This is a genomic window from Emticicia sp. C21 (assembly GCF_003418935.1).
Taxonomy (GTDB): domain Bacteria; phylum Bacteroidota; class Bacteroidia; order Cytophagales; family Spirosomataceae; genus Emticicia.
On record NZ_QVMT01000005.1, the window covers coordinates 210,146 to 225,042 of the forward strand.

A 14,897-nucleotide genomic window follows, 5' to 3' on the forward strand; every position below is an offset into this window, starting at 1 on the left:
TTAGGAAGAGACTACTCAGCCTAATCCCTATGCAATAAAACAAAAATAAATGAAAATGGCAGAATGGGATTATTAAAAACAGAAACATTTATACAGATTTATCCCAACTTATTCACTTAAATTATTTTACGACAACTTCCTTAAAACTACTCTGAAACTTGACCCGCAAAATCATACATATTGATATGGATGCTTTCTACGCTTCGGTAGAGCAAAGAGATTTTGCCGATTTACGAGGGAAACCTATTGCCGTTGGTGGAAGTAGTGAACGTGGGGTAGTAGCTGCTGCCAGTTATGAGGCCCGGAAGTTTGGCGTTCGTTCAGCCATGTCTGCCCGGATTGCCAAGCAAAAATGCCCACAATTGATTTTTGTAAGACCCCGTTTTGAAGTATACAAGCAGGTATCTAATGAAATAAGAGAGATTTTTCTTGAATATACCCCTTTGGTTGAGCCACTCTCTTTAGATGAAGCTTATCTGGATGTGACTGAAAACCTGAAAGGCATTGAAACCGCTACTGAGATAGCCCAGGAAATAAAAACACGAATCAAAGAAAAAACGGGCTTAACCGCATCGGCGGGAGTTTCGGTAAATAAATTTTTGGCTAAAATAGCCTCAGATTATAAGAAACCGGATGGGTTATTCGTGATAAAACCGGCACAGGCTGAAAAATTTGTGGAAGAACTGGAAATCAATAAATTTCATGGGATTGGCAGGGTAACGGCAGAGAAAATGCATAAAATGGGCATTTTTACAGGCAAAGACCTGAAAGCCAAAAGCATAGATTTTCTGATAAATCATTTCGGCAAAGTTGGTAGATACTATTTTGAAATAGCGCAAGGTTTGGATAACCGACAGGTAAGCCCCGACCGTATCAGGAAATCAATAGGTGTAGAAAATACTTTTGACAGAGACTTTACCGAACCTGATGATCTTTACAGAGAAATAGATGATATTCTTGAACAAATCTGGCGAAGGATGTCCAGAATAAAAGCTTATGGGAAGACAATCACTTTAAAGATAAAATTTGCCGATTTTGAGAGTATTACCCGTAGTCGTACCTCACAGCTGCCTATCTTGGAGGAGAAACTTCTCGCAAAAATCTCTTATGAAATGCTTCATGCCTTATTGCCTATGCCTAAGGGCGTGCGTTTATTAGGTATTTACCTATCTAATCTTGAATTTGAAGACGAAATGCTGGGCCGACAACTGACTTTAAGTTTCTAAAAACTAAGCCAATAAAAAAGCCCATCAATTAAGATGAGCCCTTCTATGTATTTGATTCAGATTAGTATTATTCTACTTTGCTAAGCTTTATCGTATTTGTACGATTATTTTCCTGTAAAGGCATACTTAGGGTATTAATAAATAAATCTCCGGCTTCTAACTCCCCTTTTTCTACTAGAAAATCGCGGATATTGCCTACTACTTCTTCTACGCTACGGTCTTTCAGATGATTGTATTTAAACGCATTGATACCTGAATAAAGGCTCAATTGTGTGAGAAGCTTTTCGTTACCTGTAAAAATGAAAGTATTAGCTTTTGGTCTGTGGTGAGACAAGCGAACAGCTGTATAACCTGAAGTAGTAATACCAATGATAGCTTTTACACGTAAGTCACGGGCTAATCTGGATGCAGTCATTACCACATTGTCATTTTCTTTTTCATCCGATTCGTAGCCTGGCTCTGTAACGCGTGTATGATGGCGGTAATACAATTTCTTGGCATCATTATCATGCTCTACTTTCAGAATGGTATTGACCATTGTTTGTACAGCCAGGATTGGATATTTACCTGAAGCACTTTCTGCACTTAGCATCACGGCATCAGCACCATCTAATACAGCATTGGCTACGTCACCTACCTCTGCACGAGTCGGGCGTGGGCTATCAATCATGCTTTCAAGCATCTGAGTAGCCACAATAACAGGTTTAGCTGCCAGATTTGATTTTTCAACCAGACGTTTCTGAATCATAGGCACATCTTCCGATGGAATCTCAACACCCAAATCACCACGAGCTACCATGATAGCGTCAGTTGCTTCAATGATAGAATCCATATTAGTAACCGCTTCCGGTTTTTCCATTTTAGCAACTACCTTAGCTTCACTACCCTGTTCCTGAATATATTTCTGGATTTCTAAGATTTCTTCAGCTGTTCTTACAAATGATAGTGCTATCCAGTCTACATCGTTTTTCAAACCGAACTTCAAATCTTCCCAGTCTTTTTCTGTAACTGATGGTTGAGAGATATTGGTATTAGGTAGGTTAACCCCTTTTTTTTGTTTCAACAGACCACCATAAACTACTTCGGTAATTACATCCATGCCATCAACGCCTACTACTTTTACCTCAAGTTTACCGTCATCCATTAAAATTCTTTCACCCAATTGCACGTCTCTGTACATACCTTTATAAGGTGTACTTACGCGTTGGGCATTTCCTACTATATCTTCGTTGGTAAAAACTAATTTATCGCCTGCAAAAATCTCAACCCCCTCATTTCCTTTTTCCATCAAACCAATTCTGATTTTCGGTCCTTGCAAATCCTGTAAGATGGCACATTTGAAACCATGTTCGGCATTTACTTTACGAATACGGTCAATCCGCGCTTGATGGTCTTCGTGTGTCCCATGTGAGAAGTTTAAACGGAAAACATTTACGCCTGCTTTGGCTAGTGCCAATAGCATTTCTTCACTTTCTGAAGCAGGTCCGACTGTAGCTACAATTTTGGTTTTTCTATGCATATTTAAAATAAAATATTTCTTCGCCTTGAGAATCTCGCAAAAATAATAACTATTTATGAGAATTACCGAATAAAGTATTTTGAAATCTATAATTAAGATTTTGCCAAAATAAAAAATAAACAAGATAAGTAGTTTATATTCAGTTATTTAAAGCTCTGTTAAGTTTTAATAAAGAAAGCGTTTGAGTTTGTTAAATTATAAAAATAGTCTTTAATACCTGATTGAAAGTATTAATAAATGAGAAAAAACGATTAATCTTTCATAGAACGCTAATTGGATTAAAGTAAGAAATGGCATTTGAAAAAAAAGTGCAGATTCTTTGCCAAAAAAAAATATTCTACTAAATTTGTGTCCTTGGAAAATTCAAAAACAATTGAAACAAACCGCATTCGCAATTTCACTTCTCCTTCTACTCAGCTTTACAGTGTGAGAAACGGAGACTTTGTATAAATCAAAAGCCCTTTCTTGCACTCGGTGAGAAAGGGCTTTTTTTGCGAGTAATAGCAGATTTAAATATTGTTATTCTGACTTTGCAGTTCGAAGCATAATTTTTAGATATGCTCTATAAAGAAGTAGTACAAAATAACTAAACACCTCATTCAGCGATGAGCCAAAAGATTTATGTTTTCGACACCACCTTACGAGATGGAGAACAAGTTCCCGGTTGTCAGTTAACAACCGATGAAAAGGTAATGATTGCCAAGCAACTCGAAAAACTGGGTGTCGATATTATTGAAGCAGGGTTCCCTATTTCAAGCCCGGGTGATTTCAAATCGGTTGTGGAAGTATCTAAAGCCGTAACAGAGCCAACCGTTTGTGCCTTGTCAAGAGCGGTTAAAGGCGATATTGAGGCAGCTGCAGAAGCCCTGAAATTTGCTAAGCGCCCACGTATCCATACCGGAATCGGGGCATCTGATATCCACATCAAACATAAATTTAACAGTACCCGCGAGCAGATTATTGAACAAGCTATTGCAGCAGTAAAGCATGCGAAAAAGTTTGTAGAAGACGTAGAGTTCTATGCAGAAGACTCTGGTCGTGCTGATTTAGAGTTTTTAGCAAAACTAACCGACGAGGTAATCAAAGCAGGTGCAACTGTAGTAAACTTGCCGGATACAACCGGATATGTATTGCCTCACGAAATGTTTGAGCGTATTTCATATATCATGAATAACGTACCAAATATTGATAAGGCTATCATTTCAATGCATAACCATAACGATTTAGGCTTGGCTACAGCTAATACAATAGCCGGAATTCAGGCTGGCGCAAGACAGGTAGAGGTAACGATAAATGGTATTGGTGAGCGTGCAGGAAATACTTCATTAGAAGAAGTAGCGATGATTCTGAAAGTACATAAATCTTTAGGACTCCATACGAATATTGAAAGTACATTGCTCTCTCCTTTGAGTAATCTGGTTTCTCAAACCATGAGAATGCCTGTACAAGCCAATAAAGCGATTGTAGGACGTAATGCCTTTGCTCACTCTTCTGGGATCCATCAGGATGGTTTCTTGAAGCATACAGAAAACTATGAAATTATCAATCCGCAGGAAGTGGGTGTTGATAAATCATCTATTGTGTTGACAGCCAGAAGCGGCCGCCATGCTCTGAAGCATCGTCTTGAGATGCTAGGCTTCAAGTTGGAGAAACCTGAAATTGATGATGCTTACAGCCGTTTCTTGGATTTGGCCGATAGAATCAAAGAAGTAAATGATAAAGACCTGGTTATCTTGATGAAAGAAACCGTTTCTGCATAAGAATAATAGGACAAAATTCTGAAAAGGGCTTGTTGAATCGTTCATCAAGCCTTTTTTTGTTTACTTTGCATAGATAAATCTTACAATAAACCCCACTTCATCAAACTCCATGACTGACCGTCGCCATTTTCTCAATACTACTTTATTAGCAAGCTTGGGCTTGACTAATATGAATTTTGCATTCAGAGATACGAAAGCTAAAACCCTGAAACCTACTGCCCTGAAAAAAGGTGATACGATTGGTTTGGTTTGCCCCGCTTATTCAGCTTTTGTGAAAGAAGATGTACAGATAACCATCGAAAGTCTGGAAGTACTTGGATTTAAAGTGAAAAAGGGCGACCATATATTTGATAGATATGGGTATCTGGCAGGTAGTGACGAAGACCGTGCAGCTGATATTAACAAAATGTTTGCCGATAAAAGCATTAATGGCATCATGGCTATGCACGGCGGCTGGGGTTGTGCAAGAATATTACCACTTTTAGATTATAAAACCATTCAACAGAACCCAAAGGTTTTTATTGGCTATAGTGATATTACAGCCTTGTTGTTGGGTATTTTTGCTAAAGCAGGTCTTGTTACCTTTCATGGCCCGGTAGGTTCATCTACATGGAATAATTTCTCAGTTGAAAACTTCAGGAATATGCTAATAGAAGGTAGTATTGTACAGATGAACAATCCGACCAAGAAAGGAGACAATCTAGTGCAAGTTGACGACAGAATTTATACGATTAATGGAGGAAAAGCTACTGGTCGATTAATTGGGGGTAACCTCACTGTATTAAGCCATATTGTAGGCTCCCCTTATGTACCTGATTTTAAAGGTAATATTCTGTTTTTAGAAGATGTAGGCGAAGATATTTACCGTATCGACCGGATGATTACCCAATTGAAAATTGCCGGCTTATTGAGTCAACTTTCAGGTTTCGTATTCGGTAAATGTACTGATTGTCCGCCATCAAAAGGCGGCTATGGCTCATTGACAATGGAAGATATTTTTGAAGATCATATCAAGCCTTTAAAAATACCATCCTTTTCAGGTGCAATGATAGGGCATATTAAAGATAAATTTACTGTTCCGGTTGGCTTGGAAGCTACCATTGATGCTGGGGTTGGAAGTATTACATTGAGTGAGGCAGCGGTTAATAAATGATTCAAAAGTATATTTTGCCACAATGTACACGATTAAAAGCATAGGGACACCTAGTCAATGTTACATAATAGGCTTGCTTCATTAAATTGTGTAACATTGACTGGGCGCCCTTGTGTACATTGTGGCAATTTTATTTATATGCGATTTTAATTAGCAGGGGATGGGGTTCTTCTCTTAAGCACCAAACTATCAGCCGGATAACTGGCTTTTAATGTATCCATTTGTGCCTTCGCCCAATCAATAATAGCTTTTCTTTCTTCATCGCTTAGATTAGCTTCCTTATGCATACCCAGATAAGTATAAGATGGTAAAGGCATTTCCTTATCCTCAATCATCTCTATGATTTCTTCAAATTTATGGTTCTGAATGGCAATCGGAAGCAAGGTAAAGGTAGAAAAATTAAGGTGGTATTTGCCACCGTTTACATGAGCATTCAACCAGCTAGCCTCAGGTTGTATCTCCGAATACCATGGATAGGTAGTTTTATTACTGTGGCAATCATTACAAGCCACTTCTAATAAATGATTGACATTAGCTGGAATGGTATATTTAGTAGAAATATCATGCGTTTTATCATTCGATTCATTTTTTTCCGGGCGAATAAATTGCATGAGTATCAGAACGATACCGAGCCCTAATAGGGTTTTCTTTTTCATAATGGTAATAGATTAGTGTTTGGAATATTTCTGCAATCAATAGATAGGGGTATTCATGTATAAATATAAGATTTGCGAGTGATAACTAATGTTTAGTAAGAAATTTTGTTTTTAAACCCTTTAATATAAAATTAAAAACCCTTTCAAGTCTTCTTGAAAGGGTTTTTACTGATACCTCAATACTGATTATTCTTCCCCAACAAATCTTCCTCCACCAATAATATGACCAAAGAAAAGGGTATTCAGGAATAGTTTATTTGTACCATACCAGAATGCTCTGAAATTTGGGTTTTCAGACATTAATATGATTTTGCCTGCACCTAAATTCTGGGTAATAACGGCAGGTGAGTTCTTAATTAATGCCTCATTTTTAGGATGAACATATCCCGCAATCAATGGATTATTTGTAAAAATAAGCGGTGTATTATAAGGATTTTTAGTGTCTTCAAAGAAAATGTTGTTGTCTTTAAATAAAGCCAGTTTATCTTGTGTATAACCAAAGCAAATTGGGTGAGTCGGGTCTATTTTCGCCTCAAATATAGTACCTGCTGTTTCCATAGCTCCGGTAAATTTCTCTTGCAATACATAAGGGCGCTTTTCATTGCCATCATTGGTTGGACGAGCCTTAACAGTTATGGATGCTATTTTCTTATTAGCCGCCCATTCAGCGCCTTCAGTCATGGCTACTAATACGCCACCGCCTTGCACAAAGCGTTTGATTTTTTCGTCTGATAGATTGTTATAGCCGCCACCTGCCATCACTATGTGGGTGTATTTATCCAGATTCACGCGATTCGCCGTTTCAATATCAGAGGTGGTAAGCGGAATATTAATTCTTGTATCCAGCAGATGCCATATTTCTCCTGCATCGTTGGCATTCACACCCGGCCCGGCTAACATCAATACTTTAGGCTGTCTCAAACGGCGGAATTTTTCACTACCTAAATCAATACCGTTTGGTGTTAAGCCTGTTACAGTCGCATAAAAATCAACGCCATCTCTTTCAGCAAGGGTTTTCAATACATCACTTGGGTCGCTGCCATTACAGACAACCTGAATCGTCCCATAATCAAACTTCTGCTCTTTGCCATTGACAATGGCTGTTAAGGGCTCAACGGCTACTTTTAAGGTATAACCTTTTTTGAGCAATTCATAAGCTGTTCTTGGGGCATAATAGCTATTCCATTCAAAGAAATAAGCATAAGTGCTACTACCAATTACTTTACCTTTTGGAAAGTCATTTATACTTACTTTTTCACCTAAGGAAACAGAGCCTTTGGCTTCTGCTGTTGGCGTATTCATACAATATTGGAGCGACCATGCCGAAATATCGTAGAAAAGACTGTCTTCAAACTTCGTACGTTTCTCAAACATAGATTTGATTAATCTATGTTGTGGCTGATTCATTGGCACGGCATAAGAAGTGTTTTTATCGAATGAAGTGCCATCAATGGTTTCGTCTTTGCCCAGTTTATATACATCAATCTGGTTTCTTTTCAGCATATTCACCATTTCCCAGGTTTTCACGGCGTCTTTACTTCCTCCAAAAACATAGGCTTTTACGGCATTAGTAGAGTTTTCTTTGTAGAAATTACGCATATGATCTAATAGCTCTACACGCATAGCTCTGGCCGCTTTCAGAGTCGACATAGTGGCTGATACCTGATTACGAATCGTAAAAGGAAAACTTAACAAACCATTTGATGTTTCCTGCAAATGCCCACGTGAAGAAGCCTGTTCAAACAAAATACCAATAGAACCATTCACGTCAGGCAAGGTAGACCCTTTGCCATAATAGAAATCATCATAATTTTCTTGAGTATAATATGCTGAATTAATCTTATCTAAGCCTGCCGCATGGAATTTGCCGATTTTAGCAGTTAATTCGATATTGCTTTTAGGCGTCAAGGGATGCGTACGGGCAGGGATACCGGGTTGAAAGAAGAAAGAAGAGGCGCTGCCCATCTCATGGTGGTCGGTCAATATATTCGGTCTCCACTCATAGAATTTTACCAGACGGCCTTTACTTTCAGGCATTTGTTGATAGAGCCAGTCACGGTTTAAATCAAACCAATAGTGATTGGTACGTCCACCTGGCCATGTTTCACTGAACTCACGACTATTGATATCACTTACCAGGGTTGTACTTCTATTGATATTTACCCATGTTGCAAAACGGTTTCCCCCATCAGCATTGATACATGGGTCTATTAAAATAACAGCTTCATTTAGTAAAGAATCTACACCTGCTCCTTGCGCAGCAGCCAGATAATAAGCCGACATCAGGTTTGAATTTGTACCACTAGCCTCATTCCCATGCACGGAATAACCCATCCATACCACAATAGGCATTTTCCTGGTATCTACACTGCCCGATTGTGAGGGATTCACTAATTTCTGATGTTCTGATTTTATCTGCTCCAATTGAGAATGGTTTTTCGGAGAAGTAACGGTCAGCAGCAAAAGCTCACGGTTTTCAAAAGTTTTGCCATAAATCTCAACCTTGAACCTATCTGATAAACGAGCTAATTCTCTCATATAAGCGTATTGTTCGTAGGGTGTTACGTGTTGCTCACCTACCTGATAGCCCAGGAATTGTTTCGGGGTCGGAATTTTAGGGTCATAGGTTACGTCCTGCGGCAAATAATAATTATCCGCTACTTGTCCGTAAGCGCATAAGTTTACAATGATGAAGAGTAAGAGTAGTACTTTTTTCATGAAAAATGGGGTAGTTTATTTAGCAATTAAGCACTTTTCTGCCTAAAAATACAAAAAGCCTCTGACACAGAGGCTTTTTGTATAGACAAAGAATCTACAAACCTTAAAAATGCGGTTCAAAGAGTGTAGTTAACACCTTTTCTCTTCTATTTTAAGGAATCTATTTAATAAGGTGGTCGAAAGAATTAGTTCGACGCTTTTAATTTAGCTTCAATAGTTTGCTGCGTGTGCGGCACCGCTCTTAAGCGTTCTTTTGGTATCAGCTTACCAGTATCTTTACAAATACCGTAGGTACCATTTTTAATCCGGATTAATGCAGCTTCCAATTGTTGAGCAAACTTTTGTAAACGTCCAGCCGATTGACTCAATTGTTCTTTTTCACTTACATCAGCGCCATCTTCCAGTAATTTTGTGCTGCTTGATGTGTAATCAGTACCATTGTCATTTTTACGACTTAGCGTTTCCTTAATAAAGTTCAACTCATTTCTTGTTGCTTCCAATTTGTTGGTAATGATTACCTCAAATTCCCTCAGTTCTTCTTCTGAATAACGGGTTTTTTCTTCAACTACGGCCATAATCGTAATGCAGTAAATTGTTAAATTGGGTACATGCTCTAAAAAAACGCCACAAAGATAGCGTTTTTCGCCCGTTTTAACAACCGCTTAATTAAAATATTGGCAAACCATCAAAAAAATTTATTTAAAGGTAATGAGTCGAAAACAGTAAATTATTTGGCGAAGTAGAAAATTGTCAGTTTAAGACATAAGTAGATACTTTAAAATTAAGAGAAAGTTATGATTTTGTAAAATTTCACAATTTTAAGAAATACTTTCTTTTTTCTAAGTTTGCACCCTAAAAATAATCATCAACAATAGAAAATCCTGTTATGAATTACATAGAACCGGCTCCGATAAAGGATACAGAAAATCCTTTGGAGTCTATGATGTCGAGGTTTGATGCAGCTGTGAAGATTTTAGGGATAAGCGAAGAAATGTATTATATCCTGAAAGTACCTGCACGTCAAGTAACTGTTGGATTGCCTGTGACAATGGATAACGGGCAAATAAAGGTTTTTGAGGGATATAGAGTAATTCACTCAACTATCCTGGGGCCAAGTAAAGGGGGAATTCGTTTTGACCCTGCTGTGAATATTGATGAAGTGCGCGCTCTGGCCGCATGGATGACCTGGAAGTGTGCGGTAGTAGATATACCTTACGGCGGAGCAAAAGGCGGAATTGCCTGCAACCCACGTGAAATGTCTGCTGGTGAAATGGAGCGTTTGATGCGTGCCTATACTTTATCGATGCTAGATATATTTGGTCCGGATAAGGATATTCCGGCACCGGATATGGGTACAGGCCCTCGTGAAATGGCCTGGTTGATGGACGAATACTCAAAGGCAAAAGGCATGACTGTAAACGCTGTTGTTACTGGAAAACCTCTGGTTTTAGGCGGTTCACTGGGAAGAACTGAGGCAACGGGGCGTGGTGTAATGGTTTCAGCCCTTTCTGGTATGGAAAAATTGCGTTTGAATCCGTACAGAACAACTGCTGCCGTGCAGGGCTTTGGTAATGTGGGTTCTTATGCGGCGCAATTGCTTCAAGAAAAAGGGGTAACTATTTGTGGTATCAGCGATATATCCGGAGCTTATTATAATGCTAAGGGTATTGATATTGAAAAAGCTATTGCTTACCGAAATGCAAATAGAGGTAGCCTGGAAGGCTTCAAGGAGGCAGAACTGATAAGTAATGAAGAGTTATTAGCGCTGAATGTGGATGTATTAGTGCCGGCAGCGAAAGAAGACGTGATTACGCATGATAATGCCGCTAACATCCAGGCAAAATTAATTGTAGAGGGTGCCAATGGCCCGACTTCTGCCAGTGCAGATGATATTATCAACGAAAAAGGAATCATGGTTGTGCCTGATATTTTAGCCAATGCAGGTGGCGTAACCGTTTCTTATTTTGAATGGGTACAAAACCGTATCGGTTATAAATGGGCGTTGGATAGAATCAATCGTCGTTGCGACCGTATGATGAAAGATGCCTTTGATAAAGTATTTGAAACATCACAGAAACACAAGGTATCTATGCGTCTGGCAGCTTATATTGTGGCAATTGATAAGGTGGCCAGTACCTATAAGTTCCGTGGTGGTTATGGTTGATAATAGCAATTAATATGAAGTATAACAGACCCATTTGTTGAATAAAAAGACAGATGGGTTTTTGTTAAAAACAAGTTCAATTTTTTACATATTCTTAATAAAGCATATACAGTTAAGTTAAATTGAGTATTTTTGCGAAAATTCAAAAAACTAAAGATATGGCAAGTAACAGAACTTTCACAATGATTAAACCTCATGCGGTGGCTGATAATCATATTGGTGGAATCATAGCTATGATTGAAGCAGCTGGCTTTAGAATTGTAGCCATGAAAAAAACGCAATTGACCCCTGCTTTAGCGGGTAAATTCTACGAAGTACATAAAGAAAGAGGTTTTTATGGTGAATTGTGTGAAATGATGTCTTCGGGACCAATCGTTCCTATGATTTTAGAAAAAGAAAATGCAGTAACTGATTTCCGTACTTTGATTGGGGCAACGAATCCGGCTAATGCGGAAGAAGGGACTATCCGTAAAAAATATGCTAAATCTTTGGGAGAAAACGCTATCCACGGTTCAGATTCAGATGAAAATGCAGCTATAGAAGGTTCATTCTTCTTTGGTGTGACAGAGCAATACTAAGAGTTTCTCTATAAAAAATAAGCCTTGGCGAATTTCGTCAAGGCTTATTTTTTTGGTGCTTTATTAGAAAGACTTTATTTGTCAGAATTAATCAATCGTCAATTCCATCATATTTAATACCCGCTTTCTGACGGATTTCATCTAATAGGCTCATGAGTTTCACGCTCATAGAAAGAGGCATTTTCACACTTTCTTTTTTATTATTTCTCAGGCAATTGTTAACTTCTTCAATTTCAAAGTTATATCCTTTAGTTTCTTGTTCAAAAGTGAAAGTAATCGGGTCTTTATCAGTTTCATAGAGTGTGAGTGTTCTGGTTTCATGAAAACGCTCAGGCAAATGAATATATCCTTTTTCTCCATAAATCAAGGCTTCTGTGCGAGTCCGGGAGGCAAAAGTCGCATTCATTAAGGCAGTAGCCTGTGGGTATTTGAAAACAAAACTGGTCGTTTCATCGACACCTGTTTGCCCGAATATACTTACTGCATGAATTGCTGTTGGATAGTCTAATAATAAAAGACTTAAATAAGCCGGATAAATCCCAATATCAAGCAAAGCGCCACCACCGAGCACAGGATTTAAAGTTCTTCGTTCGGGAGTAAAAGGTGCTACAAACCCGAAATCGGCATGAATGGTCTTTATTTTTCCTATTCTATCTTCAGCAATCAACTCTTGTGTTTTCTGAATTACAGGTATAAAGCGCGTCCACATCGCTTCCATCAGAAAAGTATCGTTCTCGCGGGCTGTGTCAACCATTTTTTGAACTTCTTTCAGGTTCATAGCAAATGGTTTCTCACAAAGGACGGCCATTTTATTCTTCAGGCAAAGAATGGCATTTTCGGCATGAGAAGTATGCGGTGTGGCTATATAAATAACATCTAAATCTGGTGTTTTGAATATATCCTGATATGAATTGTAATGATAAGGGACACTGAATTTTTGGGCAAAGTCCTGTGCCCGATCTATTGAGGTAGAAGCAACAGCATGTAGTTTTGTATCGGGTACTTTTACTAAATCGTTTGCAAATTTTTCCGCAATTCTACCAAGCCCTATAATACCCCATCTGATTGGTTTAGCCATTTTTATAAAAAGATATAATCAGATAACGCCACACTTACCTGATTGATGTATAAAACAGTTTGAATTATTGATTCAAAACTTAAATGTAGGTATAAAAGTGTTTACGGAACAATCAATTTCTTAACGATTTTATTTCGCCCGTTATCGCATATTAAGAAGTACAACCCCGGGTTAAGGTTTTGCTTTACTGTAAAACGACTTAGTGTAGCATCTAAAACCTCTATTTCAAGAGTGAAAGTTCTCCCTCTTACATCAATAAGATCAGGAGTCTTTAAGAGAAACTTCTCTGCTGATTTTATATAAAAGGAAGAGCCTGAAACTGGATTGGGGAAAATAGTTAATGAATTGTCTGATTCTGATTCATTCGCTAATAAAGAAACCGTAGCTGAGACGGTTTTATAGATAAACTCTTTATTAGCGTCATCATAGAATTTTAAGCGATAATAGTTTTTACCAATGACAGGTTTAGTATCGGTAATTGAATAAGATTTTGCAGTGTTGCTTGTTCCGGTGGCATTTACTTGACCTATGAAGGTGAATCTTAAGAGGTCGAAGCTTCGTTCGATGACAAAGTTTTTAGCCTTTACTTCACTAAGCGATGTCCACGATAATTTTACATATTGCTCATTAGTTAATGCCGCCGAAAAACTTCCTAAGGTAGCAGGTAAAGGTGTACCTGTTTTTACCAGCCAGAAATCAGTATTGCCATTGTTTTGGGTTAAGTCTCCATCGACAGAATTGGTATTGGCAGCAACGATAAATCCACCGTCGTTTGTTGGAAAAGCACCACGGGCAATATCAATGTCTGCTCCACCGAATAGTGCATTTTCTTTCAGACTGCCATTGGTTTCGTCTATCTGTGTAATCCATACATCTCCGACAGAGCCTTTTGGTTTTACATTACCAAGTGTTGAATTACTTTGCCCGAATCCATAAATTTTTCCAGTAGAAGATTTTCGAATCGCATAAAGGCCGTCTGAATAGGTTCCTCCTACCTGTTTTTTCCATTGTATAGAACCACTATTGGAGAGTCGCAATATAAATCCATCCTTTTCACCGAGATTCGCAGCTAAATCACCATTGGTAGAGTTACTTTCGCCGACAATAATAAAAGAGCCATCTGCCAACTGTGTGCTAGAAAATGCCTCATCTAAATTTGCACCTCCTAAGCCTTTTTGCCATTGTAAGACACCTGTGGCGTCTACTTTTATGATATAAATATCAATAAATCCATTGCCTGCTCCAGGGACATCATTATTATTGGCTTCTGTTCCTCCAACCATCAAATATCCTCCATCAGCACATGTAATCACCTCGTTTACCCAATCATTCTGGTTTGTGCCATAGGTTTTTGTCCATAAGATTTCGGCATTTTCAGTAACTTTCGCCAGCCATACATCAGTCTTAATCAGGGGTAGAATATTGGCGCTAATAACATAATTGCCATCACTCGTAGATTTTATGTTGGGTTTAGAATAGGCATCTGCTTTTGTGAATGATATATCACCTACATTATACCCTCCAGCAAAAACTTTTCTCCAGAGCACACTCCCGTCGGTCTTTAACTTTAATAGTATTAATCCTCCACGAGAACCATTTCCTAAGGCATCACCATCAGCAGAGGCTGAAGTTGCCAGGACAAGAATATTTTTATCTTTGGTTTCTATTACGTCAGTAGCAATATCATCTTTTGTGCCACCAAAAGTTTTAGACCAGAGAATTTCTCCCCAGATATTCACCTTTATTACCCATATATCAGTACCACCCAAGCCATTAAATGCTTTGGACGTGGGTACATCGCCATCATTATTGCTATTTGTTGAGCCTACTATGATATATCCACCGTCGGCAGTAGGGGTAGAAGCATAGGCATATTCATTGTTTTTTCCCCCCATGCTCTTTTGCCATTGCATGGCACTTTGTGCATGGGTATAAAAATTGTAAAGTAAGCAGCAAAAGCATAGGAAACTTCTCAAGTGCAATCTCATCTCATAATCCGAATAAGTATGACGAAATTTGAGCAAACATCATACCATACGAACAAC

General features: G+C 38.4%; 11 protein-coding genes. 5 read left to right on the forward strand and 6 right to left on the reverse strand.

The window, feature by feature from the left end:
- The first annotated feature begins 158 nt into the window (after positions 1-158).
- Positions 159-1,226, forward strand: a complete 1,068-nt coding sequence (gene dinB / locus D0T08_RS13600) for a DNA polymerase IV (protein WP_116983204.1) — start codon at positions 159-161, stop codon at positions 1,224-1,226.
- A 67-nt stretch (positions 1,227-1,293) separates the two neighbouring features.
- Here dinB and pyk read toward each other — a convergent pair whose 3' ends face one another.
- A complete protein-coding gene (gene pyk, locus D0T08_RS13605; protein ID WP_116983390.1) occupies positions 1,294-2,745 on the reverse strand; it encodes a pyruvate kinase in 1,452 nt (483 codons plus the stop codon).
- 605 nt (positions 2,746-3,350) lie between these two features.
- On the opposite strand from pyk, the gene D0T08_RS13610 reads away from it, so the two are divergent.
- Together D0T08_RS13610 and D0T08_RS13615 are read left to right on the forward strand one after the other, a co-directional pair.
- Entirely contained in the window at positions 3,351-4,505 is a 1,155-nt protein-coding gene (locus D0T08_RS13610; RefSeq protein WP_116983205.1) for a 2-isopropylmalate synthase, read from the forward strand.
- 109 nt (positions 4,506-4,614) lie between these two features.
- Complete coding sequence (locus tag D0T08_RS13615; RefSeq protein ID WP_116983206.1) at positions 4,615-5,658, forward strand: LD-carboxypeptidase; 1,044 nt, start codon at positions 4,615-4,617, stop codon at positions 5,656-5,658.
- Positions 5,659-5,804: 146 nt separating this feature from the next.
- Here D0T08_RS13615 and D0T08_RS13620 read toward each other — a convergent pair whose 3' ends face one another.
- The 3 genes from D0T08_RS13620 to D0T08_RS13630 form a co-directional block, all read right to left on the reverse strand.
- On the reverse strand, positions 5,805-6,314 hold the full coding sequence (locus D0T08_RS13620; RefSeq protein ID WP_116983207.1) for a heme-binding domain-containing protein: 510 nt from the start codon (positions 6,312-6,314) through the stop codon (positions 5,805-5,807).
- 186 nt (positions 6,315-6,500) lie between these two features.
- Positions 6,501-9,032 carry a M14 family zinc carboxypeptidase gene (locus D0T08_RS13625; protein WP_116983208.1) on the reverse strand — a complete coding sequence of 844 codons (2,532 nt, stop codon included), beginning with the start codon at positions 9,030-9,032 and terminating at the stop codon, positions 6,501-6,503.
- A 185-nt stretch (positions 9,033-9,217) separates the two neighbouring features.
- Entirely contained in the window at positions 9,218-9,607 is a 390-nt protein-coding gene (locus D0T08_RS13630; protein ID WP_116983209.1) for a TraR/DksA C4-type zinc finger protein, read from the reverse strand.
- Positions 9,608-9,918: 311 nt separating this feature from the next.
- Between D0T08_RS13630 and D0T08_RS13635 the strand changes: the two genes are divergently transcribed.
- Complete coding sequence (locus D0T08_RS13635) at positions 9,919-11,196, forward strand: Glu/Leu/Phe/Val dehydrogenase (RefSeq protein WP_116983210.1); 1,278 nt, start codon at positions 9,919-9,921, stop codon at positions 11,194-11,196.
- Between the two features lie 158 nt (positions 11,197-11,354).
- Positions 11,355-11,774 (forward strand): nucleoside-diphosphate kinase, encoded by a 420-nt coding sequence (locus D0T08_RS13640; protein ID WP_116983391.1) that lies wholly within the window; start codon positions 11,355-11,357, stop codon positions 11,772-11,774.
- Positions 11,775-11,865: 91 nt separating this feature from the next.
- Here the strand turns inward: D0T08_RS13640 and D0T08_RS13645 are convergent, their stop codons facing one another.
- Both D0T08_RS13645 and D0T08_RS13650 read right to left on the reverse strand, forming a co-directional pair.
- Complete coding sequence (locus D0T08_RS13645; protein WP_116983211.1) at positions 11,866-12,852, reverse strand: Gfo/Idh/MocA family protein; 987 nt, start codon at positions 12,850-12,852, stop codon at positions 11,866-11,868.
- A 101-nt stretch (positions 12,853-12,953) separates the two neighbouring features.
- Entirely contained in the window at positions 12,954-14,765 is a 1,812-nt protein-coding gene (locus D0T08_RS13650) for a T9SS type A sorting domain-containing protein (protein ID WP_116983212.1), read from the reverse strand.
- Positions 14,766-14,897: the final 132 nt, after the last annotated feature.